The following is a 22,779-nucleotide window of genomic DNA, read 5'->3' as shown; positions in this document are numbered from 1 at the left end:
TCTTACATTTTATGAAAAATATATTCTTAATCCCGCTTGTTTTAGCATTTGTAGTTGTTTTTTTTTCCTGTTCAGAAAGGAAAGAGTCTCAGGATTACAAATTTGAATTACTGACCGCGGAAAAAACAGGTATTGATTTCTCTAATATATTGAAGTCGACCAAAGACTTCAATATATTCAATTACATGTATTTCTATAACGGTGGTGGTGCAGGGGCAGGAGATCTGAATAACGACGGTTTGGTGGATTTATGTTTTACGGCTAATCAGGAATCTAATCGTATATATCTGAATCGTTCGGGAATGCGATTCGAGGATATAACCGAAAAGTCAAATTTCAAAGGATCAAAAGGTTGGTCGAATGGAGTTTCGATAGTTGACATCAATCAGGACGGAATGCTCGATATTTACATTAGTCAGGTCGGCGACTTTGAAGGAGTAAAGGGTCATAATACTTTATTTGTCTGCAAAGAAATCACGAAGGACGGCATTCCGGTTTACGAAGAAAAGTCCAAGGAGTATGGACTGGATTTGATTGTTTTCGGAACCCAAGCTGCTTTTTTTGACTACGATCTGGATGGAGATCTTGATATGTTTCAGCTAAATCATTCTGTACATCAAAATGGAACATTCGGCAGACGTGCTCTTTTTGACGGGACTTATCATCCTTTGGCCGGGGATAAATTGTTCAAAAATGAGATGGGGAAATTTGTCGAAGTGTCAAAAGTGGGCGGTATCAACAGTTCAGTATTGGGATACGGCCTCGGGCTTGGAATCGGCGATGTAAATTTTGACGGGTTTCCTGATATGTATATTGGTAATGATTTTCACGAAAATGATTATTTATATATTAATCAGGGAAACGGGAGTTTTAAAGATGAAATGCAATCTTCGATTATGCATACGAGTCAGTTTTCTATGGGTGTTGATATCGGAGATTTGAACAATGATGCCTTTCCTGAAATTGTTTCTCTGGATATGCTTCCTTCGAACTATGAGATTTTGAAAAAATCAGAAGGGGAGGATATGTATAGTATTTTTAAGTACAAAATTCGCCAGGGTTATAACTATCAGTTTGCGCGAAATAATTTGCAGTTCAATAATGGCAACGGGACGTTTAGCGAGATCGGTATGTATTCCGGGGTTCATGCGACAGACTGGTCGTGGTCTCCTCTTTTTACGGATTTTGATAACGATGGTTTAAAGGATCTCTTTATTTCCAATGGAATTCCTAAAAGGATGAATGATACGGACTATATTAAGTTCGTATCTGATAATGTTATTCAGGAGAAAATAAAAAATAAAAACTTCGATGAAAATGATCCGACACTTGCTGACAAGCTGCCGGAAATAAAACTTTTCAATAAATTTTTCTTAAATCAGACGAATCTGATCTTTAAAGATTTGGAAGGGTTGATCAAAAATGATAAAGTTTCCTATTCCAACGGCTCTGTTTACGCCGATCTGGATAATGACGGGGATCTTGATATTATCACCAATAACATAAACGACAAAGTTTTTGTTTATGAGAATCTTGCGAATACAAAAGCGATAGTAAATAGTTTTACCCGCTTGTACCTAAACGGTGCAAAAGGAAATCTGAATGCGATAGGTGCTAAATGCCTGGTGTTTAAAAAAGATAGGTTAGAAAGTTATGAGAAATTTCCTGTACGAGGATTTCAATCCAGTATGGAAATTCCTCTTAACATAGGACTTGGGAGAAAAGAAGATGTGGACTCACTCATCATCATTTGGCCAGACAATAAATTTCAGGTTTTAAGAAAAACGGATTTGAAAGATTCATTGAATCTGAATTATGTTGCTGATTTACCCACCTTTAATTATGAAAAATTTAAAGAATCAAGAAATAGTAAAGACTACACGTTTGAAGATATTGCTTTAAAGCTGGGTTTGGATATTCGTCACGAGGAAAATAATTTTATTGAATTCGACCGTAATGCATTAATTCCTTTCGAAGTATCAGCAGATGGACCGGCACTAGCAATAGCAGATATAAATCAAGATGGACTTGACGATATCTTTGTAGGCTCTTCGAAAAAATTCAGGAGTCATCTATTTGTTCAAACATCAGATGGCGTATTTACAGAATCGGTTCAACCTGCATTGGTAAAAGATAGTACATATGAAGAGATTGATGCACAATGGGTTGATGTAAATAGCGATGGATATCTGGATTTGGTTGTTGCCACCGGTGGAAATGAGTATTCCAGTAACTCTGAGTACCAGATGCCGCTGGTTTATTTGAACGACGGGAGAGGGAATCTTGCGTCAAAGAAGGATGCGTTCGCTAATATTTTTGTAACAGCATCGTGTGTGGTCCCTTTCGACTTTACTGGTGACGGGGTCGCAGATTTATTTATTGGAGGTAGAGCAGTGCCACTCAACTATGGCGAAATTCCCAAATCCTATTTGTTGAAAAATGATGGAACAGGGAAGTTTACTGATGTGACAACACAGTATGCAAAAGAATTGTCATCAATTGGATACGTGAAAAATGCCAAGCTGATAGACCTCGATAAAGACGGAGATCAGGATTTGTTACTTGCATTAGAATGGGATGGTATTGTTTTGATGGAAAATACGGGCAAAGGGTTTACAAAAAAGATGCTGACCGATAGGAAGGGCTGGTGGAATTTTGTACTGCCGCATGATTTCGATGGTGACGGGGATCTGGATTTTCTGGCGGGGAATCTTGGGTTGAACACTCGTATGAAAGCCAGCAAGGACCAGCCAGTCAGAATGTATATCAACGATTATGATAACAATGGCCGGAAGGAGCCAATTCTTACCTATTATTTAAATGGTAAGGAAGCTTTATTCTCGACAAAACTGGAAATAGAAAAACAGATGCCCTTTATAAAAAAGAAATATATTTATGCTACCGAGTTTGCTAAGGCCGATATGCGCGATATTTTAGGGAATGAGAAGCTAAAAGAGGCTGATCTTTTAGAGGCTGATTATTTTGAAAATACCATTTTTGTGAATGACGGAAAAGGGAATTTTACGCCGAAACCCCTCGCCTTTAACGCCCAATGGTCTCCTTATTACGATGCACAAATTATTGATGCGAATGGAGATAATCTTCCCGATGTTCTAATCATGGGGAATTTTTATAATATCAATATTCAGATGGGACGGTATGATGCTGATTACGGAACAGTCTTGATAAATAGGGGAAATTGCAATTTTACTCCAAAGCCGTTGAATGGATTGCAGATCAAGGGACAGGTTAGAAAATTAAAAGAAATAAATTTAAAGACTGGCAAAGCCGTGGTTGCAGCCAGAAATGATGATAAGCTAGTGGTAATTCAACGGAAAAAGTAGAAGATCAAGGTGATCCTTTTTTATCGGAGAACAGCGAGTATTTTGGTTTTGCAGACGCTCAGCCGACTAAATATTGGAATATAATGTAACCGAAAATATCTTTTTTAAATACTACCTCTTTATATTTTCCGTTGAAGCTAAAACCCTTCATCTGGAAATATGAATAAATATCTTCCGCTGTTTTGCTTACTATTTTCCGACGGATTGGCACAACAACGTTACACCCCCATTCGGGCAGGTGTGGGCTTAGAAGCTTTTGGGGCGGCTCCGAAAGGTCAGGTTTATGCCGAGGCTTTATTTGGCTATAAACCCCGGTCTTTTTGGGGTGTACAGACAGGGTTAGGAATGATCGGTGAACACGACTTTCTTACTTATTCCTTCTCAGGAGCCATCACCTATGCGTATCTTTTAAATCCATACCATCGTACGCAGTGTAATCCGGTGCCGGGATATAATGGTTTGGAAGCCTATGCGGAGGCGGGGTTAGCATCATTTTTTTGCGATACAAAATTTAATGACAATATCTTCTACATTTCGGAGAAAGAAAGGGAACCGTTGCTGACGCCGCTGGCACTTGCCGGTTTAAGATTTCATCTCGTTACCAGAAAATTTATATACATTTTAAAAGTAAGGTATACTCCGGCGTTAATCGAGAGCAGATACGCTTCCGCAGCAGGTCTGGCATTGGGTTTTGCCTGGCGTTAAGAGGCATTTAAGCACTTACTTTGTACTTACGGTTACAATTTGTAATTTTAAGGTGACAAATTTGCCATGAAACGATACATTTCCATGAAAAGACTTTCCTTCTTTGTTCTCGTCATCATTTCGCTCATATTTCAATCATGCAGCAGCAGTGATCACATCCCGGATTATGCGTCAAAACTGGAAGGGGAGTTTGATATTGGATATCTGATTGTTGACCTCGATACAAAAGAAGCGGTTTCTTCGAAGCTGGGTGTTTCAAAGCATGCCAAGATCAACCTGAAACGAAAAAGTAATCAGTATTTGACTGCAACTGTTACGATTGACGATGAAAATATTACGTTTTCAGAAAATTTTGAAATAATAATTTCCCCAAGTCAGGATCAAACGGAGTCTTTTGGAAAACCGGGCTTTGTATATAAGTATTTGGCTATGGTTAATAATGGTTCAAGTTTTTGGAGCTTATACGAGGATGGGACTATTGTTGGTATGGTTCAATATGATGATGGAAATAAAATCCGAAAAATTTCCATCGGATCAGATTTTTAAACGGAATTTTATGAAAACAGGGTCGGATAATGTTTGATTATCCGACCCTGTTTTCATAAGGTCTATTTTACATACTTTCCGTTTTCCCGCCATCCACTGGCAAATTAACTCCGCTAATACTTCCGGCAGCAGGGCTGCATAAAAATGCTACTGCCGCACCAACTTCCTCTGCTTCGCTGAAACGGCGGATCGGGATGGTAGCTTCCAGTTGGTCAGATACTTCGGCAACTGACTTTCCTTGTGCCTGACTGCGCATCCCGAGTACTGCGTCAAGTCGGGCCGTTTTTGTAAATCCGGGTAAAACGTTATTAGATGTAATCCCAAACTGTCCAAGCTCCAACGACATGGTTTTCGACCAGCTGGACACTGCCCCCCGAATCGTATTGGAAACGCCAAGTCCGACAATGGGTTGTTTTACAGAGGTACTGATCACATTAACAATCCTACCAAAACCTGCTTTTTTCATACTTGGTACCACAGCCTGCGCAAGAATCTGGTAATTGATTACATGCATCTGAAAGGTTTTGATAAACTGCTCTGTTTCGGCTTCAACAATAGGTCCGCCGGCTGGTCCACCGGTATTATTTACCAGAATGTGTACATCCGGGCATAATCTTAGATAATCCTCGATGGCATGTTTTACATTTTCATTATCCGAGAAATCGGCCACGATATAGCGGTGAAGCTGATTCAAAGAGGTATCCAAGGTTTCAACAGCCTGCCGGAGCGATGCCTCATTTCTCGCCATCAATGTCACATTGGCACCCATCAGCGCCAGTTCAACGGCAGATGCAAGCCCTATACCTTGCGTACTTCCACAAACGATCGCCGTTTTTCCAGTCAAATCAAGATTCATGATTGTAATTGTTAAGGGTTAATTATTAATTGTTAAGGGTCAATGATTAATTGTTACGATGACGCTGACATCATTATCAATTAACAGTTGAATTGCGCTATTAACCCTTAATCATAAGCAATTAACCATTGGTTTGCATCATTAACAATTAATCATTGACAATTAACAATTAATCATTGACCTTCAACTATCTTTGCGGTTTATTTTTAAATAAAGAGAGGACGGGACTAAAAATGTGGCTAAATGGCTGTTGAAATCCTGAAAATCTCGTAATCCTGTAATGTTTACCGTCAAATTCTGACCAATGTCTAAAAAAATACAATCTGCTCTAATCTCTGTATACTACAAGGATGGTCTTGAACCTTTGGTTCGTCTTTTGCATGAAAATGGTGTGAAACTCTATTCTACCGGAGGGACTCAAACTTTTATTGAAAACCTTGATATTCCGGTTACAGCAGCTGAGGAGCTTACGGGTTATCCATCCATTTTTGGTGGCCGTGTAAAAACGTTGCACCCCGCAATTATGGGTGGGATTCTATACCGTCGTGATGATGCAGGAGATGTTGCTCAGGCGGCTCAGTATAATATTCCGGCATTGGACATGGTTGTTGTAGACTTATATCCATTTGAAGAAACGGTAGCTTCGGGTGCCAGTGAAGAAGATATCATTGAAAAAATCGATATCGGAGGCATTTCGTTGATCCGTGCTACGGCGAAAAATTTCAAAGATACTTTGATTGTTTCATCGCGTGCACAGTATGAAGGCGTTGTAACTTTGTTGTCGGCAAAAGGCGCGAGTACTGATCTTGAAGATCGTCGCTGGTATGCAGGAGAGGCTTTTGGAGTTTCTTCTCATTACGATGGTGCGATCAACAATTATTTCCTTGGCAAAACTTCCGCTGACGAGGCGCTTTTTGAGTTTGCCAGTTTGCCTGCACAAACGCTTCGTTATGGTGAAAACCCTCACCAAAGTGCAACATTCCACGGTGACCTTGAACAGATGTTCGATAAATTGCACGGAAAAGACTTGTCATACAATAACCTGGTGGACGTTGATGCCTGTATCGGTCTGATTGATGAATTTGAAGGCGGTGAACCTACATTTGCAATCATTAAGCATACCAACGCATGTGGCGTTGCGACGGCTGCAACTGCTAAGGAAGCTTATCTGAATGCGCTGGCTTGTGATCCGGATTCAGCTTTTGGTGGTGTGGTGATCACCAACGTGAAAGTAGATCTTGCCACGGCAGAAGAATTGAATAAACTTTTCATGGAAATTCTGATCGCTCCTGATTTCGAGGAAGGTGCACTGGAATTGTTGAAATCGAAGAAAAACAGAAACTTGTTGAAACGTAAATCCGTGGAGCTTCCGGGAATTATGTTCAAAACGATATTGAACGGTGTATTGGTACAGGATAAAGATCTTGCGACTGAGACAGCGGCACAAATGACTACAGTAACTGAAAAAGCGCCAACGGCTGACGAATTGAAGGCTTTGGAATTTGCTTTGAAGGTTTGTAAACATACCAAATCCAACACGATTGTTCTGGCCAAAGAAAACCAGCTTTTCGCAAGCGGAACAGGACAAACTTCACGTATTGATGCATTGCGTCAGGCAATCGAAAAAGCGAAACACTTCGGCTTCGATTTGCAGGGTGCGGTGATGGCTTCTGATGCGTTCTTCCCATTCCCTGACTGCGTGGAAATTGCTTCACAGGCTGGTATCACAGCGGTTGTTCAGCCGGGCGGTTCTATCCGTGACAAGGATTCCGTTGCGTTCTGTAATGCCAATGGCGTTTCAATGGTAACGACTGGTGTTCGTCATTTCAAACACTAATTTTAAATTTTTAACCACAGAATTACGTTGTTAAGACGTAACTCTGTGGTTAAATTATTGTATCAGCGTGCCTCATCTGAAAACCAGTCAATTGACAAAATCCCGCATTGCCGCTATCGGTAAATTTCTTCTGGTCGGGTTGGTTTTCGTTATTCCGGGTTATTTTTTTCTCTATCCCCAGGTTTTTTACTGTCAGGTAATTGATTTCTCAAATTTTGAGAAAATTAAAACCAATATTTATGCAAGTCCTGATCTGGATGCACGGCAGCGTGTGCATATGATCAGGGTAATTAAAAAGGCCGAAGCGCGGGTTGATTCATTCTGGTCCGGTAAACAAGCGAGTCCGAAGGTAATTTTATGTGGTACTTCCGAGGAATACGAAAAGTATTGCCAAAGCACAGAAGGTGCGGGTTGCAGTCTGGGTACACCCTGGGGACAATCTTTCGTGATCCTGAATGCACAGGGTCTGAATGCCGACGTGATCAGCCATGAAATGAGTCATGTTGAAATTTTCAAACGCTTGGGCTGGTGGAAAACCACAACAGAAATTCCGCAGTGGTTTAATGAAGGTACGGCGCTGATGCTGGATAAGCGTTTTGTAAGTAATCCTGATTCCATCGGACGTTATCTGGAATATACCGATGAGTGGCTTTATCAGACAGGCGGCGGGCAAAATATTCTTGAACTCGAAAATATTTCTTCTGTAAAAGGTTTTTTCTCAGGAAACCAGAAACAGGTTATGCTGGCCTACATGACTTCCGGGATGGAAGTATCCTATTGGCTTGCTTACGTAGGCAACAATGGTCTTCTAAAATTGCTGTCAGAAATGAAAAATGGCCATTCTTTTAACGAAAGCTATTTGGAAATCGAAAAAGAAGCACGCGAAAGAAGTAAAATTAAACTGCCTGCAAATCCACTGCGTGTCGCGGATTTGAATAAAATTCATGAGTAAAGTTCTTCAATAATCTCCTTGTTTAGCTGTTTTAGCACAGGTAAAAAAATAAAGGTGGCAAGATGGAGGCCTACAAGGCTTTCCTACTTGCACTATTTTCTGAAAATAGTGTACCTTTCGGTTTGAATAGAAATCGCTTATCCATTCATCTAATTTTTAATATTTGAAATGCAACAGTTACAAACCCTGGATTACATAGTATTCTTCTTTTACTTTATCGTAGTCTCGGGCTACGGCTACTGGATTTACCAACGAAAAAAAACCACCACAGAATCTACAAAAGACTTTTTCCTTGCTGAGGGATCGCTTACGTGGTGGGCAATTGGTGCATCTCTGATCGCCTCAAATATTTCAGCAGAACAGTTTATCGGGATGTCCGGTAATGGTTTTTCGATGGGTTTAGGGATTTCGACCTATGAATGGATGGCAGCCGCAACGCTGATTATCGTGGCGGTTTTCTTCATGCCGATCTATCTCAAAAATAAAATTTACACCATGCCGCAATTTCTAAGTCAGCGTTATAACCCGACGGTGAGCTTGATTATGGCTATTTTCTGGCTGGCTTTGTACATTCTCGTTAACCTTACGTCCATTTTATACCTTGGTGCGCTGGCGGTATCCGGGATTTCCGGCCTTAATTTTACCTTCTGTATGATTGCTCTGGCTGTTTTTGCCATCATTATTACGGTGGGAGGAATGAAGGTAATTGGTTATACAGACGTTATCCAGGTTTTTTTCCTTGTTATTGGCGGTTTGGCAACAACCTATCTGGCTGTTAACCTTGTTTCGGGTGAAACAGGAATCGACGGTTTGTTAAGCGGTATGAAAATGATGCGTGAAAATCATGACGATCACTTCCATATGATTTTCCCTAAAAGCAGTCCGTTTTACATGCAGCTCCCCGGCTTGACAGTATTGCTGGGTGGTATGTGGATTGTGAATTTGAACTATTGGGGATGTAATCAATACATTACGCAACGTGCTTTGGGGGCGGATTTGAAAACGGCCCGTAACGGTATTTTGTTTGCGGCAGGTCTTAAATTGTTGATGCCGGTGATCGTGGTATTGCCTGGTATCGCTGCTTATGCATTGTATAGCAAAGGTCTGTTTCAAGCTGAAATGTTAGGCTCAGACGGACTTATTAATCCTGATAAGGCGTATCCGGTATTGCTGAACTTATTGCCTACGGGTCTTAAAGGGTTATCGTTTGCAGCTTTGACAGCGGCGGTAGTAGCCTCGCTTGCTGGAAAGGCTAACAGTATTTCTACAATTTTTACGCTGGATATTTTCAAAAATTATATCGGTAAAGACGCAGACGAGAAAAAACTTGTTTTGATCGGTCGCCTGGTTGTTGTTATTGCGATGGTGCTTGCCATTGTTGTTTCTCCTTACATGGGAATTGATAAAAAAGGAGGTTTCCAGTTTATTCAGGAAATGACCGGGTTATTGTCTCCGGGAATTTTTGCTTCCTTTATCATGGGCTTCTTCTGGAAAAAGACAAACTCGGCAGGTGCTTTATTTGCAATCGTTGGAGGGTTTTTGATTGCCTTGGCAATGCACAACAATTATCTGCCAGGTGCTGACTGGACGCAGGTTCCGTTCCTTGACCGTATGGGATTGGTATTCCTGATTTGCGTTGTGGTGATGTTTATCCTCGGCCTTGTCCTTCCTGACGAGAAAAAAGGATTACAGATCGATGTTTCCATGTTTATGCCGCACAGGAGTTTTGTAATCTGGGCGATCATCGTGCTTTCGATTATCACCGTCCTTTACAATACGTTCTGGTAGAAATTGAAATAGAATATAAACAGAGACGGCCTGGAATTTCCAGGCCGTCTCTGTTTATAAGGAAATACTAATTGCTTAGGCTACTTCCTCTTCAATAATTGTGATCTTCTGGATTTTGTCTCCCTGACGAATCAAATCAACCGTATCAACACCTTCAAGCACTTTACCAAAACAAGTGTGGTTTCCGTCAAGGTGAGCTGTGTTATTGCGGCTGTGGCAAATGAAGAACTGAGATCCGCCTGTGTCGCGTCCTGCGTGTGCCATTGACAAAACACCACGGTCGTGGTATTGTTTTCCAGCAGTAACTTCACATTTAATTTTGTATCCCGGACCTCCGCGTCCTGTTCCTTCAGGACATCCGCCCTGAATCATAAAATCAGGAATTACACGGTGGAATGTAAGTCCGTCATAAAATCCTTTTTTAGAAAGCTCTACAAAGTTTGTCACTGCAATCGGCGTATCCTGGTCATAAAGCTCGATCAGCATAGTACCTTTGTCGGTGATCATTTCTGCCTTTATCATGTTAATAAACGGGTATTTGAATAAAAAAATAAAGAATTTATCGGCTGCTGATACAGCATAGGTATCATAACAAATGCAAAGAAAAGCATATTGCAGCCGTTTCTTTGCATCGTAACAATAATATAACCAAAGAAATTAAGAATCAGTTGCGGCTCTTGCCAATTGTTTGGAATCGTCTTTTAATTCAGAAAGTTTTTTCTCTTCCCGGATCTGCACCATTTTTTCCAATACGTCCCCGCTGCCCCATTCGCGGCTTCTTTCAGGATTGGAAAACCATTCTTTTACTGCAAGTATTTTATAAATGTATTTAGTAGTTTCTGCGTTTAACCGAAGCTTAAAATAGTCGTCTTTATTTTGTGAGTTCATTCGGTTCTGGATGTGCTGTGGTCCCGCGTTGTAGGCAGCTGCTACAAGTGTCCAGGAACCAAGCTGGCGGTGAAGTTCTTTCAGATACTTACCTGCTGCATGGGTGGATTTAACCAGATGTTTACGATCGTCAACCGTTCCGTTTACGGTTAAGCCAAGTGATTTGGCCGTTGCGGGCATCAATTGCCAGTATCCGCCTGCCCCTCTGTGAGAAGTGGCATCGTTGTTCATGGCACTTTCAATTATTGGAATGTATTTAAAGTCGGAAGGGACTCCGTACTTTTTAAGGATGGGCTCTATAACTTTCATCCTTTTTTCTGCGCTCGTCATCAGTTTACGGAAAGAATTGGTGTCGTAATTCCTGATCATTTTCTGGTACCGCTCGGCAATGCGCATTTCCGTTAGGGGCACCTTTTCGCCACAAAAATTAATGGCAAGAAGGTCTGAATTGATTGTTAGTTCAGTCTTCAATTCCTTCTTTTCTACCTTCAAGTTGCTAAGTGAAAAAATACCCATTGATGCAATTGAGAAGGCAATAAAGATTAGTCTAATCATCCATGTTTTATTTCGTTCGACATAATTTTATCCGGTTTCCCGGGGAGCAAAGATAACGCTATTGAATTAATAAAATTTCATTTTGCTGTAAAAAGTTGATTTGCAGGTGATTGTGTGATTTTGTTTTAGCACTAATTTAAGATGTTAAAATTTTGTTGTTTTTATCGGTGACAATTGCTTTCTAATCGTCAGAACGCTATTTTATAGAATAATCATTGGAAATCACTTTTGGATACAAAGTGAATTTTTGAAAGTTTAAATTGTAATTTTTGTAGTGAAAAATTTTTCAAATTTTATTTACTGGTTTTCATCGCCTTGTTATTCCGGTGCTTTTTTTGTTAAATTTCCTTAAATCGTTAGTTGAAAACCGGTTAAAAGTCTGATTATCTGACAGTATATTTCCATGTAAAAAGATGTGTTTCGTTCGGCTTATAAATAGTAACTTGCATAGTCAGACAGTATAATTCGAAAATGGTCACAGTTGAAGAAGCAAAAAAGAGAATAGTCAGTAACACCTCAGTATTGATTTCTGAAAATCGTGCCGTGTCGGAGGCGACAGGTTATGTGTTGTCGCAGGACGTGCTGGCAGGGTTTTCGTTGCCGTCTTTCAGGCAATCGTCGATGGACGGTTACGCTGTTTTTCATGGCGATATTAACAAGGAAAATGTAACACTCCCTGTCGAGGGTGAATCGAAAGCAGGAAAAGCTGAAAAACTTGTTTTGAAACCCGGAACTGCCATACGTATTTTCACCGGAGCGCCTGTTCCTGAAGGAGCAACGGCAGTCATTATGCAGGAAAACACGTCAGTCGAAAACGGAGTTGTAACAATCAAAGAATATCCTGTCGCAGAAAATAAAAATCTCAGGAATATCGGCCAGCAGATAAGGGAAGGAGATATTGCCCTGCCTGCCGGAACGTATATTTCAGGTGGCACCGTTGGCTTCTTAACGGGGTTGAACATCGGAGAAGTCGAGGTATATAGTAAACCAAAGATAGGCATCCTCGTAACCGGCGATGAATTGGTGAAAACGGGAGAAGAACTGGAACATGGTCAGGTTTATGAATCCAATTCTGCCATGCTTGTGGCGGCGTTAAAGCAGGAAGGTATTTTTGACGTTGAAGTACATTACGCCGCAGACGATTTATCATCAACGATCAGCGGTTTGGAAAAACTATCTGAAAGAAATGATGTGGTTATGGCGACAGGCGGCGTTTCTGTGGGTGACTATGATTATGTTGGAAAGGCTTTGGAAGCAATAGGGGCTGAGACTGTATTTTATAAAATCAGGCAAAAACCGGGTAAGCCTTTACTTTTTGCCAAAAATGAAAAAACGAATTTTTACGCTTTGCCAGGAAACCCTGCATCGTCACTTGTGTGTTATTATGAATATGTATTGCCAGCTTTGAGGCTGATGTCCGGACGAAAAGAGTGTTTTTTACAATCATTCAAATTGCCTATTTCTCACAGTTATTCTTTCAACGGCGAAAGGGATGAATTTCTAAGGGCATATGTTTCAGATGGAAAAGTAACATCGCTTGAAGGGCAAGAGTCATTTGCGCTGCGTTCTTTTGCAGTGGCCAACGCATTGATTTATTTGCCCGTGGCACAACAAGTCGTACAGGCAGGGGATTTGGTTGAAGTTCATTTGCTGCCGTTTTAAAAATACCGATGGAAATAACGATCAATATTTTATATTTTGGAATGCTGGCCGAAATTACGGGCCTTGCCAACGAAACCTGGCTGGTCAAAGATGGTTTAACGGTAGGGGATTTGAAGCAGGAAATTGGGGATAAATACCCTTTAATACGTGAGAAGAAATTCAAAGTAGCAGTAAATCAGCAAATAGGTGACGACGGGACGAAAATTTCATTCCAATCCGAAGTCGCTTTATTACCACCTTTTGCCGGCGGATGATTTTGCTACCACCTGAGACATATAAGGTTATCTTAGTTTCTGTTTGGAAGTTTTAGGATTAATCAGGCTATTAGGTTGTAAATAGTTTTGTGTGGTAATCCTGAACTACCCTGTGTTTTGAAAGCAAAGTAACGTACCATCTGACAATCTTAGGTTATCTCAGGTGTCTAAGGTGGTAGAACATTGCTTAATTGGTTAAACCGATATATAATCTAAATTTGGGCCGTTGATATTGGTTCAGTTCAAAAGTGATCATGGAGAAAATTCATAAACCTAAAAAAGTATTTGTGCAGGGGCCGATCAGTCCGCAGTTTGTTGCCGATTCTATTGCCCGGCATCAGTCGAAGGTAAATATTGGCGCACATGCGATTTTTCTGGGACAGATCCGTGCCGATGAAAAAGAGGAAGGTTTTGTGACCGGCATTGAATATTCGGCTTATGAGGAAATGGCTGAGCAGGCGTTCCATGCGATAAGGGAGGATGCTTTTTCAAAGTTTGATCTTACCTGTATGCATATTTATCATAGCCTAGGATTGGTGCCAACGGGTGAGATTAGTCTTTTTGTTTTCGTTTCTTCGGCGCATCGCCGTGCTGCTTTTGAGGCTTCTGAATATATTGTTGATGAAATAAAAACAAAGGTGCCTATTTTTGGCAAAGAAATGGTAGGGCCGGTCGGAGAGTATATCTGGAAAGAGAACAAGTGAGTTCTGCAAGTTTATAGATCTTTTCAGCCTTAATTTTTATTTTTCATTGTCTTCTTTCTGATGGTTGATATTACGCATAAAACCAATACGTTACGAATTGCTACTGCCCAGGCCACCGTTGTGGTGAGTAAGCCTGAAACCATTCACGCTATTCAAAACAAGCTGGTGCCCAAGGGAGATGTTTTCGAAATGGCAAAGGCCGCCGGGTTGCTGGCGGTAAAGAAAACACCTGATTTATTACCTGATTGTCATCCTATTCCAATTGAGTATACAGCTGTCGCTTATCAGATCGAAGATCTGAATATCGTTATTGAGCTGACGGTTAAGACCATTTATAAAACCGGTGTTGAAGTGGAGGCGATGCACGGAGCATCTGTGGTGGCGCTTACATTGTACGATATGTTAAAGCCGATTGACAAGGGTGTGGAGATCAGGAATATAAAACTGCTGGAAAAGCGAGGTGGTAAGAGTGACAGGAAGGCCATTCCGGAAAACCTCAAAACGGCCGTTATCGTATGCTCCGACAGCATTTCAAAAGGTATCGGGGAGGATAAGTCGGGGAAGAAAATTATTGAGAAATTTGATGGGCTGGCGATAAGCGTTAGTGATTATAGTATCATTCCGGATAACAAATCCATTATTCAAGAGAAAATCCAGAGCCTTTGTAATTTATCCTATCAGCTGATTGTAATCACCGGTGGAACCGGATTGTCGCCAAGAGATGTTACCCCTGAGGCTGTCAGTGAACTTATTGATCGCGAGATTCCGGGCATAGGTGAAACCGCGAGACAATACGGCCAGGAACGCATTGGTACATCCATGTTATCCAGATCGGTTTCCGGACTGATCGGTAATACGCTGGTTTTGACGATGCCGGGTAGCACAGGTGGTGTTACCGAATATATTGACGCATTATTTCCGCACGTCTTACACGTTTTCAGTGTTATAGAGGGCAAGAAACACGATTAATACTATTGATAAATAAAATGTCTCAGCCCATTCTGGATACATTCGGTCGTAAGCACACTTATCTGAGAATTTCTCTGACCGATAAGTGCAATCTTCGTTGTACCTATTGTATGCCCCAGGAAGATATGCAGTTTATGCCCTCTAAATGGCTGATGCAGGCAGATGAAATCCAGACGCTCGCCGGGATTTTTGTCGATATGGGGGTGGAGAAAATACGCTTGACAGGCGGCGAACCGTTGATCCGAAAAGACGCAGGACAAATTATCCGTGACCTGGGTACTTTGCCAACCGCACTTACGTTGACGACCAACGCAGTTTTTGTTGACCAATTTATTGGTGATTTGAAGACTGCCGGTGTCCGTTCCTTAAATGTCAGTCTGGATACGCTGAATGAGCAATCATTTAAAAGCATTACCAAGAGAGATCATTTTGGGAAAACATTGGAAAGTATCCGCTTGCTGATTTCGGAAGGGTTTGTAGTGAAAATTAACATGGTGGTCATGCGGGGCGTCAACGACAATGAGGTCAACGATTTTGTGCGACTGACACTGGATGAGCCTAACCTGCATGTGCGTTTCATCGAATTTATGCCGTTTAACGGAAATAAGTGGGATATGTCGAAAATCGTTTCCTACAATGATCTGCTGACTGATATTAGTACGCAATTTGACTTTGAGCAAATTGAAGGTGAATTGCAGGATACCGCACATAATTTTAAGGTAAGCGGAGGAAAGGGTACGTTTGGGATTATTGGCACGGTTACCCATCCTTTTTGTGCAGGCTGCAACCGTATCCGTTTGACTGCGGATGGAAAGCTTAAAAACTGCCTTTTTGATACAACAGAGATCGATCTGCTTACGCCACTGAGACGTGGCGAAGATGTCCGGTCATTGATCTACACACATTTTCAGAAAAAACATTTCGCGCACGGCGGACATATCGACTTTTCGGAGAAAAATGCGAGAGAGGATTATGAGCAAAACCGGAGGATGATTGCTATTGGTGGGTAAAATTTTTGAAGGCTAAGGCTCAAATTCGACAGGTTTCCTAAATTGACTCAAGACAGCGTGTATCTGAACCGTTTGGATATTTTCATAAACCGAGAAGTGTATGGAATAAGGAAAGATTTCTGTCAGAGCTACTCGTACATTGTTATATCTCAATGCATACAAAAGAGGTGACCTCTTAACCAGAATAAGCTTCCTCTTAACCTCAGACTTGAATTTTAATCCTAATCCTTTGCTGTGATATTCGTAATATTCAGCAGCATCGGTTATATCCTGCAAGGATTCAGGGGTAAACCGCAATTGGTACGGGGTAGACATTATTCAGCATCCAGTATTTTGAAGGCAGGGTCCTCTTCAATTAGTAACGCTGAATTGTCTTTATACTTTTTTATTCGTTGGTTAACCAAATCCATTTGCCACTGAGATATTTCAGTTTCGTTATCGTCGGTTAAGATCTCGATGGCTTCCATTTTCTGCAAATCCTCAATTACAGAAGTTGCGTACTCTTTTTTTACCCTGATATGATATATTAGTGCCATGGCAAATGGTTTCGAATGGTATAGGAGTACGGCTACTCATATCAAAGATAACGAAACCGATGAAGAAATAACATGTATTGATCGTTGAAAATGAAATGAATCAGGACTAGTTGATAGTTATTTTGAGATGGGTACACCACTCAACCCACATTTTTTACCGCTCATAAAACCCGTGCAACATGACGTCAGTCGGAGGCATCATTGGTGAAAATTATTAGCCAATAATATAACCTTCAGAGTCATGAAAAATTTCCAGAAAACCTTCATCGCTGCGTTCTGCGGCTTGTTGCTGAGCAGTTTTGTTTCGGCAGAACCATTACAAAATTCGGCGACGGAAAAGTACTATGAGTCGTTCAGAGTCGGGATGTACCGTGTGAAAAACACACTTGTTATGAATCTGCTGCTGGAAAAGGACAAAGGAGTCGCCGTAAATGTGAAACTGATCGATGCCAGAGGTAAAGTGTTACATCAGGAATATATCGGTAAAGGCCTTCGGAAAGTCGGGCAAAAATTTGATTTCTCAGAAATCAATGACGGAGAATATAAAATTGAAATTACGAACGGAGACGAACGTATTGTTAAAAATATCAGCTTATCAACCACCGAGATCGCAGAAATAGCGGGTCGTCGTCTGATCGCTTTAAACTAGCTATTTTTTGTTACGGATCCGACAAAAGGATCCGTAACAAAAAATATTATTTCATCCATGTGTTGGCTTTTAGCCAACCTTCCAGGGCGGCGGGCCAGTTTGCCAACGACCCTTTTCCTTCGGTACGCATACCATACCCATGGCCTCCCTTCGGATAAAGATGCATTTCCGCCGGGATTTTGAATTTCTTTAAGGCCAGATAATAGGCAATACTGTTTTCTACGGGTACACCACCGTCATCCATAGCGTGCACCAAAAAAGCAGGAGGCGTTTTTGCACTCACCTGCAATTCGTTGGAATAATACTTAATCAGTTCTTCTGATTTATCAGGACCTAGTAAATTGTCTCTTGACCCGCCATGTGCCAGTTCAGGCAACAACGAGATCACCGGATACATCAATATTGAAAAGTTAGGCTTGGATTCTTCGGAAGCCTTGGCGCCCATGTTATAGTGCGTAGAAAGCGTTGCAGCCAAATGGCCTCCCGCTGAAAATCCCATCACACCTATTTTATCCGCATTGATATTCCATTTTTTTGCCCCCTGACGAATCAGCTTCATGGCTTGCATCGCGTCGAGCAGTGGCGCTTCGTGCTGATGTTCCATAGCTTTCACATCCGGAAGCCGGTATTTTAAAACAAAAGCTGAAATTCCGCGCTCGTTAAACCACTTGGCCAGGTCACTTCCCTCATGTGAGGCGGCCAGTATACCATACCCTCCTCCCGGACAAATCATGACGGCCGCGCCTGTCGCTTTTTCCTTAGGGGCGATATATGCGGCAATTGTAGGCACGGTCACGCCGCTGATCCTTAAAATACCATCCGCAGCGGTAACTGATTTTTCTTCTACGGTATTCGTTTTGTTATTTGGAACTTTTCCGTCTGGCCACAGCGATATGACTTCATTTTGTGCCATAGATTGTAAGGATAATAGCGTAAGGCCGGCAGACATTATAATCGAATTTGTTTTTTTCATAGATAAAGGATCTTTCTCTCAAAAAGACGAGCAATGTTGATCTTTACCCTCGAATTGTTTAAACCTGTTTACTTATACTGAATTTTTAATTTTTATAAGCGCACACAGGCTTATGGTATCAGCTCGTTATTAAAATCGGATGAGCAAATATGTTTTGGTATAATATAAATATTTTTTATTCTGTAAAGACGGAGGGAGGCAAAGGAGCGAAGAAAATTAAGTTATTATTTTATGGTAATGAGTAGGTGGGTCTAAATTAAGTCTTTCAGAATCAGCTCTCCATGAAAATTAATTTTCAGGCTCGTTTGACATATTCCAATAAATGGCTGTAACGCATGCAGAATTTGTTAACAAATGTCGCCGATTTATTTTTTGGATTTTACTAAGTCGCAAATATAAAGTGCTTTATCGTGATCATACGAATTGTAAGAATGACCTTTTTGCCGGAAAAGATTAGTGAGTTTCAAAGTATTTTTGAAAAGTGCCAGCATGATATTAAACAAATGCCGGGTTGTCTGCATCTCGAACTTTGGCGGGATGTCGATAACCCCAATATTTTGATCACACACAGCCATTGGGAAACGGAGGAATATCTGAATACGTACCGCCGCACCGAATTTTTCGGACTGATTTGGAAAAAGACAAAGGCGTTATTCGCGGATAAGCCTTTGGCTTTTTCTGTGGAAAAAATAGCGTAATAAACTTATCTACCCGTCATTTTTTTGCGGGATTGATCATAATATGTGCCCTGTGTGTGCCCGGGTCCATAATCCAGGGCATACCCGGAACGTCTGGTTTCAGTGGCAGGCCAGTACTCTCGGCGGTTGCATAAGGAATGTAAACCACGTAGCGTAAATAACCATCTTTGACTTCGCCCGTTTGACTGTCGTAATTCTCTGCCGATCCCGAAAACGAATACAACGTAGCCGGTTGCTTAGGCATTTTTAATTGTCCGGATTTCACCTCTTTTTCTCTGATATCAAAGATATCTTTTTGACTTTTTCCTTCTTTGGTCAATACCCGGCCTCTTTCCATAAAAGGTTCAAGATCTGCGTGGTAACAGGAAACGTTTATGGCCTCTTTTTTCGGGTCATCGGCTATGCAAACAAAATCATTTGTACCGGCCCGGAGTACTTTAAATGTTCCGTCTGCGGCATATCCATACACTTTTGCACCTGCCTGTTTATCAACCGGAGCAGCCAGTGAGGCGGTTTTTATCTGAATATCAGCAGCCGGAATTACCGTTTGCGCCTGTGCCTGAAAAGCGACGCAGAGAGCGGCCGCGTGAAAAAAAATCCTGTTCATGGTAGTAAATGATATGTGGCTAGTTTCTTATAATCTAAATTTAGCAATCTTTACTAAAAGAATCCTATAATTCTCTTTTGAAACGATTGTTCACTAAGCAAAGCAACTGATTAATTAAACACCGATGAATTTCAAAAAACCGCTTACTCTATCAGCATCCGGTATGCTTGCGTTGGGCGTTCTGGCGGCTTCTTACATGCGTACCAATCCAAGTACGGTAAAAAGCCCGGGGCTGGATAGCTTGTATGAGAATCTGAGCACTGAGCAAAAACGTTCTCCCAAATATGCCGTAGCAGGTTTAAATGTGGCGAATGGGCTGGAAGCTACACTTTTTGCTTCGGAGCCGACATTGACCAATCCGACCAATATTGATGTAGACCACCTTGGCCGTGTTTGGGTTTGTGAAGCGTATAACTATCGACCGGCCATTAACGGCAATCCAACCCATAAGGAAGGCGACCGGATATTGATTCTGGAAGATACCAATGCGGATGGCAAGTCAGATAAAACCACCGTTTTTTATCAGGGTGAAGAACTGAATTCGCCGCTTGGCATCTGGGTAATGGGCAATAAAGTAATTGTTTCCCAAAGTCCTTATGTATGGTTGTTTACGGACGCGGACGGAGACGGCAAAGCGGATAAAAAGGAAGTTATTTTTGAAGGCGTTGGTGGCACGCAGCACGATCACGGCATGCATGCTTTTGTGTTCGGGCCTGATGGCAAGCTTTATTTTAACTTTGGTAACGAAGGCGGGCATTTACTGGATGGTAAGGGAAATCCTGTTACAGGTCTTGATGGTAAAGCCATTGACTTTAAAAAATATAAACAGGGAATGGTATTCCGCTGTGACCCGGATTTCAAAAATGTTGAAGTGTTGGGTAGCAATTTCAGGAATAACTACGAAGTAGCCGTCGATAGTTATGGAACGATGTGGCAGTCGGATAATGATGACGATGGCAACAAAGGTGTCCGTATCAATTATGTTATGCCCTATGGAAATTACGGTTATACCGACGAAATCACGGGAGCTGGCTGGCGTGCAAACCGCACGAATATTGAGGATTCTATTCCTTTCCGTCATTGGCATTTGAATGATCCGGGCGTAGTTCCAAATCTTTTACAAACCGGGGCAGGTTCTCCTACGGGGTTAATTGTGTACGAAGGACGCTTATTGCCAAAAGTGTTTTGGGATCAGATGATACATTGCGATGCCGGACCAAATGTGGTGCGCTCTTACCCTGTTCAAAAGGCGGGCGCGGGCTATTCTGCTAAGATTGTTAATATATTGGAAGGGAAACGTGACCAGTGGTTCCGTCCATCTGATGTTTGTGTGGCGCCGGATGGTTCGCTGATCGTGGCAGACTGGTATGATCCGGGCGTTGGCGGGCACCAGGCAGGTGATCAGGCCAAAGGCCGTCTGTACCGTCTGGCACCTGAAAATACGCCTTATCGGATTACCAAAGCAGATTATACAACAGCAGCCGGCGCTGTTCAGGCACTGCAAAACCCCAACCTTTCGGTGCGTTATCTGGCATGGGATGCGCTCGTGAAAATGGGTAATAAAGCACTTCCTGAGCTTAAAACACTTTTTGCAAACAAGGAAAATCCCCGGATGCGTGCCCGCGCATTATGGGCTATCGCAACGCTTGATAAAGTGGGTACCGAAGAATTGGAATCTGCTTTCCGCGATTCCAATGCCGATATTCGTATTACGGCGCTGCGTGTGGTTCGTGAAAAGAGAAATGCTGATTTGACAAAATATCTGAAATTACTGGTCAATGATTCGGATGCGCAGGTTCGCCGCGAATGTGCTTTGGCGCTTCACGGAACGGTTTCTGCGGATGCGCCGGAGTTATGGGCGCAGCTTGCACAGCAATACGATGGCAAAGATCGCTGGTATCTTGAAGCCTTGGGTATTGGTGCGGAAGGCCAGTGGGATTCATTCTTTAAAGCCTGGGTTGCCAAAGCCGGTGCCAATCCGATTGCTACGGATGCAGGAAAAGATATCGTCTGGCGTTCAAGAAGCAAGGAGTCGGTCAATCTGCTGGCTTCTCTGGCAAGTGATCCGGGCGTAGATCTGAAAAGTCGTTTGAGATATTTCCGTGCTTTTGACTTCAATCCGGGGGCGAAAGAGAAATCGACTGCGTTGTTGAAAATCATGAAAGGAAAAGCGCAAAATCAAAATGAAATCAATGAGCTGGCCCTTCGTCACCTCGATCCTGCTTTTGTGAAACAATCACCGGAGGCTATGGCCGCTTTGAAAAAATTGCTGGATGCAACCTATGGTACTTCAACCTACATAGAACTGGTTTCGCGTTATGAGATTCCTTCTGAAAACACCCGTTTGTTGCAGCTGGCCACTGGCAAAGCGTCATCAAATATCAGTCGCAGTGCTGGTCAGCAGCTTTTAAAGCAAAACGGTGCACCCTTGCTTTGGGCGACAATCAAAGGAAAAGATGCGCAAAAGGCGAGCGCTGCACTGACCTCCATCAAAGGGGTAGGTAGTAAACAATCACTGGATATTTTGAAAACGGTTGCTCTGGATGCGAAACACCCTACTGATTTGCGTGTGGAAGCAACCCGTTCTTTGGGCGGTACCATGAGCGGAGAAGATCTTGTGCTGGTTTTGCTGAAAGAAGGGAAAATCGATGGCGAGTTGAAAACAGCGGCGGTTCAGGGATTAAGCGGTGCCTGGCGCAAGTCAGTGAAAACAGAGGCGGCCAAGTATCTTGAAGGCTCCGGGACTGTTGCCAAAAAACACCCTGATTTGAAAACACTGGTGGGCATGAATGGCAATGTGGCAAAAGGGAAAGAAATTTTTGGGATGTATTGCACCGTTTGTCACCAGGTCAACGGACAGGGGATTGATTTTGGTCCTAAACTTTCAGAAATAGGAAGTAAGCTGCCGAAAGAAGCTCTTTACGCTGCGATATTCGAACCAAGTGCCGGTATCGGTTTTGGTTATGAAGGTTTTGAGGTGACGCTAAAAGACGGTTCTTCGGTTTCGGGAATTATTTCCAGTAAAACGGAAACGGATCTGATCATGAAACTGCCTGGCGGTGTGACGCAGGAGTATAAAATGTCGCAGGTGAAATCTATAAAACAGATGACAGACTCGATGATGCCGGCTGGTCTTCAGGATGCGATGAGCACCGACGAACTGGTAAATCTTGTTGAATATATGAGCAGTCTGAAGAAAAAATAATTTTTTAATTTTCGGTCAATGTTCCGATTGCAGCCAGTTAA

At 42.0% G+C, this 22,779-nt stretch carries 21 protein-coding genes; 14 read left to right on the top strand and 7 right to left on the bottom strand.

The window, feature by feature from the left end; all coding sequences use genetic code 11:
* Positions 1-11 precede the first annotated feature (11 nt).
* The 3 genes from M1L62_RS04715 (at position 12) to M1L62_RS04705 (ending at position 4,595) form a co-directional block, all read left to right on the top strand.
* Positions 12-3,344 (top strand): VCBS repeat-containing protein, encoded by a 3,333-nt coding sequence (locus M1L62_RS04715; RefSeq protein ID WP_254411851.1) that lies wholly within the window; start codon positions 12-14, stop codon positions 3,342-3,344.
* A 159-nt stretch (positions 3,345-3,503) separates the two neighbouring features.
* Complete coding sequence (locus tag M1L62_RS04710; RefSeq protein ID WP_254411850.1) at positions 3,504-4,049, top strand: hypothetical protein; 546 nt, start codon at positions 3,504-3,506, stop codon at positions 4,047-4,049.
* A gap of 66 nt (positions 4,050-4,115) precedes the next feature.
* Positions 4,116-4,595, top strand: a complete 480-nt coding sequence (locus M1L62_RS04705) for a hypothetical protein (protein WP_254411849.1) — start codon at positions 4,116-4,118, stop codon at positions 4,593-4,595.
* A gap of 67 nt (positions 4,596-4,662) precedes the next feature.
* Here M1L62_RS04705 and M1L62_RS04700 read toward each other — a convergent pair whose 3' ends face one another.
* Complete coding sequence (locus M1L62_RS04700) at positions 4,663-5,451, bottom strand: SDR family oxidoreductase (protein WP_254411848.1); 789 nt, start codon at positions 5,449-5,451, stop codon at positions 4,663-4,665.
* Between the two features lie 304 nt (positions 5,452-5,755).
* Between M1L62_RS04700 and purH the strand changes: the two genes are divergently transcribed.
* From purH to M1L62_RS04685, 3 genes are all read left to right on the top strand, one after another.
* Entirely contained in the window at positions 5,756-7,288 is a 1,533-nt protein-coding gene (gene purH / locus M1L62_RS04695) for a bifunctional phosphoribosylaminoimidazolecarboxamide formyltransferase/IMP cyclohydrolase (RefSeq protein ID WP_254411847.1), read from the top strand.
* 67 nt (positions 7,289-7,355) lie between these two features.
* Positions 7,356-8,240: a hypothetical protein gene (locus M1L62_RS04690; RefSeq protein ID WP_254411846.1), complete on the top strand. Its 885-nt coding sequence runs from the start codon at positions 7,356-7,358 to the stop codon at positions 8,238-8,240.
* A 168-nt stretch (positions 8,241-8,408) separates the two neighbouring features.
* The gene (locus M1L62_RS04685) at positions 8,409-10,028 is read left to right on the top strand and encodes a sodium/sugar symporter (RefSeq protein ID WP_254411845.1); all 1,620 of its coding nucleotides are present in this window, start codon (positions 8,409-8,411) and stop codon (positions 10,026-10,028) included.
* Positions 10,029-10,103: 75 nt separating this feature from the next.
* On the opposite strand, the gene M1L62_RS04680 is transcribed toward M1L62_RS04685, so the two are convergent.
* Both M1L62_RS04680 and M1L62_RS04675 read right to left on the bottom strand, forming a co-directional pair.
* The gene (locus M1L62_RS04680; RefSeq protein WP_254411844.1) at positions 10,104-10,550 is read right to left on the bottom strand and encodes a peptidylprolyl isomerase; all 447 of its coding nucleotides are present in this window, start codon (positions 10,548-10,550) and stop codon (positions 10,104-10,106) included.
* A gap of 135 nt (positions 10,551-10,685) precedes the next feature.
* On the bottom strand, positions 10,686-11,471 hold the full coding sequence (locus M1L62_RS04675) for a lytic transglycosylase domain-containing protein (RefSeq protein WP_254411843.1): 786 nt from the start codon (positions 11,469-11,471) through the stop codon (positions 10,686-10,688).
* Positions 11,472-11,942: 471 nt separating this feature from the next.
* Between M1L62_RS04675 and M1L62_RS04670 the strand changes: the two genes are divergently transcribed.
* From M1L62_RS04670 to moaA, 5 genes are all read left to right on the top strand, one after another.
* Positions 11,943-13,133 carry a molybdopterin molybdotransferase MoeA gene (locus M1L62_RS04670; RefSeq protein WP_254411842.1) on the top strand — a complete coding sequence of 397 codons (1,191 nt, stop codon included), beginning with the start codon at positions 11,943-11,945 and terminating at the stop codon, positions 13,131-13,133.
* An 8-nt stretch (positions 13,134-13,141) separates the two neighbouring features.
* Entirely contained in the window at positions 13,142-13,387 is a 246-nt protein-coding gene (locus M1L62_RS04665; protein ID WP_254411841.1) for a MoaD/ThiS family protein, read from the top strand.
* A 254-nt stretch (positions 13,388-13,641) separates the two neighbouring features.
* Positions 13,642-14,091, top strand: coding sequence for a molybdenum cofactor biosynthesis protein MoaE (locus M1L62_RS04660; protein WP_254411840.1), 450 nt, complete (start codon positions 13,642-13,644; stop codon positions 14,089-14,091).
* Between the two features lie 60 nt (positions 14,092-14,151).
* Complete coding sequence (gene moaCB, locus M1L62_RS04655) at positions 14,152-15,060, top strand: bifunctional molybdenum cofactor biosynthesis protein MoaC/MoaB (protein WP_254411839.1); 909 nt, start codon at positions 14,152-14,154, stop codon at positions 15,058-15,060.
* A gap of 17 nt (positions 15,061-15,077) precedes the next feature.
* Positions 15,078-16,070, top strand: a complete 993-nt coding sequence (moaA, locus tag M1L62_RS04650) for a GTP 3',8-cyclase MoaA (protein WP_254411838.1) — start codon at positions 15,078-15,080, stop codon at positions 16,068-16,070.
* Positions 16,071-16,082: 12 nt separating this feature from the next.
* Here moaA and M1L62_RS29690 read toward each other — a convergent pair whose 3' ends face one another.
* A complete protein-coding gene (locus M1L62_RS29690) occupies positions 16,083-16,385 on the bottom strand; it encodes a type II toxin-antitoxin system RelE/ParE family toxin (protein ID WP_374760288.1) in 303 nt (100 codons plus the stop codon).
* On the bottom strand, positions 16,385-16,606 hold the full coding sequence (locus M1L62_RS04645) for a hypothetical protein (RefSeq protein WP_254411837.1): 222 nt from the start codon (positions 16,604-16,606) through the stop codon (positions 16,385-16,387). The genes M1L62_RS29690 and M1L62_RS04645 overlap by 1 nt, the downstream gene beginning before the upstream one ends.
* Before the next feature lie 241 nt (positions 16,607-16,847).
* Here M1L62_RS04645 and M1L62_RS04640 point away from each other — a divergent pair, with 241 nt between their 5' ends.
* The gene (locus M1L62_RS04640) at positions 16,848-17,255 is read left to right on the top strand and encodes a T9SS type A sorting domain-containing protein (RefSeq protein ID WP_254411836.1); all 408 of its coding nucleotides are present in this window, start codon (positions 16,848-16,850) and stop codon (positions 17,253-17,255) included.
* Between the two features lie 46 nt (positions 17,256-17,301).
* Here M1L62_RS04640 and M1L62_RS04635 read toward each other — a convergent pair whose 3' ends face one another.
* On the bottom strand, positions 17,302-18,168 hold the full coding sequence (locus M1L62_RS04635; protein WP_254411835.1) for an alpha/beta hydrolase: 867 nt from the start codon (positions 18,166-18,168) through the stop codon (positions 17,302-17,304).
* A 470-nt stretch (positions 18,169-18,638) separates the two neighbouring features.
* Here M1L62_RS04635 and M1L62_RS04630 point away from each other — a divergent pair, with 470 nt between their 5' ends.
* Positions 18,639-18,926 (top strand): putative quinol monooxygenase, encoded by a 288-nt coding sequence (locus M1L62_RS04630; RefSeq protein WP_254411834.1) that lies wholly within the window; start codon positions 18,639-18,641, stop codon positions 18,924-18,926.
* A 16-nt stretch (positions 18,927-18,942) separates the two neighbouring features.
* On the opposite strand, the gene M1L62_RS04625 is transcribed toward M1L62_RS04630, so the two are convergent.
* Positions 18,943-19,533, bottom strand: coding sequence for a hypothetical protein (locus tag M1L62_RS04625; RefSeq protein ID WP_254411833.1), 591 nt, complete (start codon positions 19,531-19,533; stop codon positions 18,943-18,945).
* A gap of 124 nt (positions 19,534-19,657) precedes the next feature.
* On the opposite strand from M1L62_RS04625, the gene M1L62_RS04620 reads away from it, so the two are divergent.
* On the top strand, positions 19,658-22,738 hold the full coding sequence (locus tag M1L62_RS04620; RefSeq protein ID WP_254411832.1) for a PVC-type heme-binding CxxCH protein: 3,081 nt from the start codon (positions 19,658-19,660) through the stop codon (positions 22,736-22,738).
* The last annotated feature ends 41 nt before the right edge of the window (positions 22,739-22,779 follow it).

The sequence above is a fragment of the Dyadobacter diqingensis genome, from assembly GCF_024220585.1.
Lineage (GTDB): Bacteria > Bacteroidota > Bacteroidia > Cytophagales > Spirosomataceae > Dyadobacter > Dyadobacter diqingensis.
The sequence above is the reverse complement of the archived record's forward strand: the minus strand, read 5'-3'. Positions and strand labels throughout refer to the sequence as shown.

Excerpts from the sequence above, each read along its gene's own strand:
- M1L62_RS04715 (WP_254411851.1), top strand. The coding sequence starts at position 12 with ATGAAAAATATATTCTTAATCCCGCTTGTTTTAGCATTTGTAGTTGTT.
- M1L62_RS04710 (WP_254411850.1), top strand. The coding sequence starts at position 3,504 with ATGAATAAATATCTTCCGCTGTTTTGCTTACTATTTTCCGACGGATTG.
- M1L62_RS04705 (WP_254411849.1), top strand. The coding sequence starts at position 4,116 with ATGAAACGATACATTTCCATGAAAAGACTTTCCTTCTTTGTTCTCGTC.
- M1L62_RS04700 (WP_254411848.1), bottom strand. The coding sequence starts at position 5,451 with ATGAATCTTGATTTGACTGGAAAAACGGCGATCGTTTGTGGAAGTACG.
- purH (WP_254411847.1), top strand. The coding sequence starts at position 5,756 with ATGTCTAAAAAAATACAATCTGCTCTAATCTCTGTATACTACAAGGAT.
- M1L62_RS04685 (WP_254411845.1), top strand. The coding sequence starts at position 8,409 with ATGCAACAGTTACAAACCCTGGATTACATAGTATTCTTCTTTTACTTT.
- M1L62_RS04680 (WP_254411844.1), bottom strand. The coding sequence starts at position 10,550 with ATGATAAAGGCAGAAATGATCACCGACAAAGGTACTATGCTGATCGAG.
- M1L62_RS04675 (WP_254411843.1), bottom strand. The coding sequence starts at position 11,471 with ATGATTAGACTAATCTTTATTGCCTTCTCAATTGCATCAATGGGTATT.
- M1L62_RS04670 (WP_254411842.1), top strand. The coding sequence starts at position 11,943 with ATGGTCACAGTTGAAGAAGCAAAAAAGAGAATAGTCAGTAACACCTCA.
- M1L62_RS04665 (WP_254411841.1), top strand. The coding sequence starts at position 13,142 with ATGGAAATAACGATCAATATTTTATATTTTGGAATGCTGGCCGAAATT.
- M1L62_RS04660 (WP_254411840.1), top strand. The coding sequence starts at position 13,642 with ATGGAGAAAATTCATAAACCTAAAAAAGTATTTGTGCAGGGGCCGATC.
- moaCB (WP_254411839.1), top strand. The coding sequence starts at position 14,152 with ATGGTTGATATTACGCATAAAACCAATACGTTACGAATTGCTACTGCC.
- moaA (WP_254411838.1), top strand. The coding sequence starts at position 15,078 with ATGTCTCAGCCCATTCTGGATACATTCGGTCGTAAGCACACTTATCTG.
- M1L62_RS29690 (WP_374760288.1), bottom strand. The coding sequence starts at position 16,385 with ATGTCTACCCCGTACCAATTGCGGTTTACCCCTGAATCCTTGCAGGAT.
- M1L62_RS04645 (WP_254411837.1), bottom strand. The coding sequence starts at position 16,606 with ATGGCACTAATATATCATATCAGGGTAAAAAAAGAGTACGCAACTTCT.
- M1L62_RS04640 (WP_254411836.1), top strand. The coding sequence starts at position 16,848 with ATGAAAAATTTCCAGAAAACCTTCATCGCTGCGTTCTGCGGCTTGTTG.
- M1L62_RS04635 (WP_254411835.1), bottom strand. The coding sequence starts at position 18,168 with ATGGCACAAAATGAAGTCATATCGCTGTGGCCAGACGGAAAAGTTCCA.
- M1L62_RS04625 (WP_254411833.1), bottom strand. The coding sequence starts at position 19,533 with ATGAACAGGATTTTTTTTCACGCGGCCGCTCTCTGCGTCGCTTTTCAG.
- M1L62_RS04620 (WP_254411832.1), top strand. The coding sequence starts at position 19,658 with ATGAATTTCAAAAAACCGCTTACTCTATCAGCATCCGGTATGCTTGCG.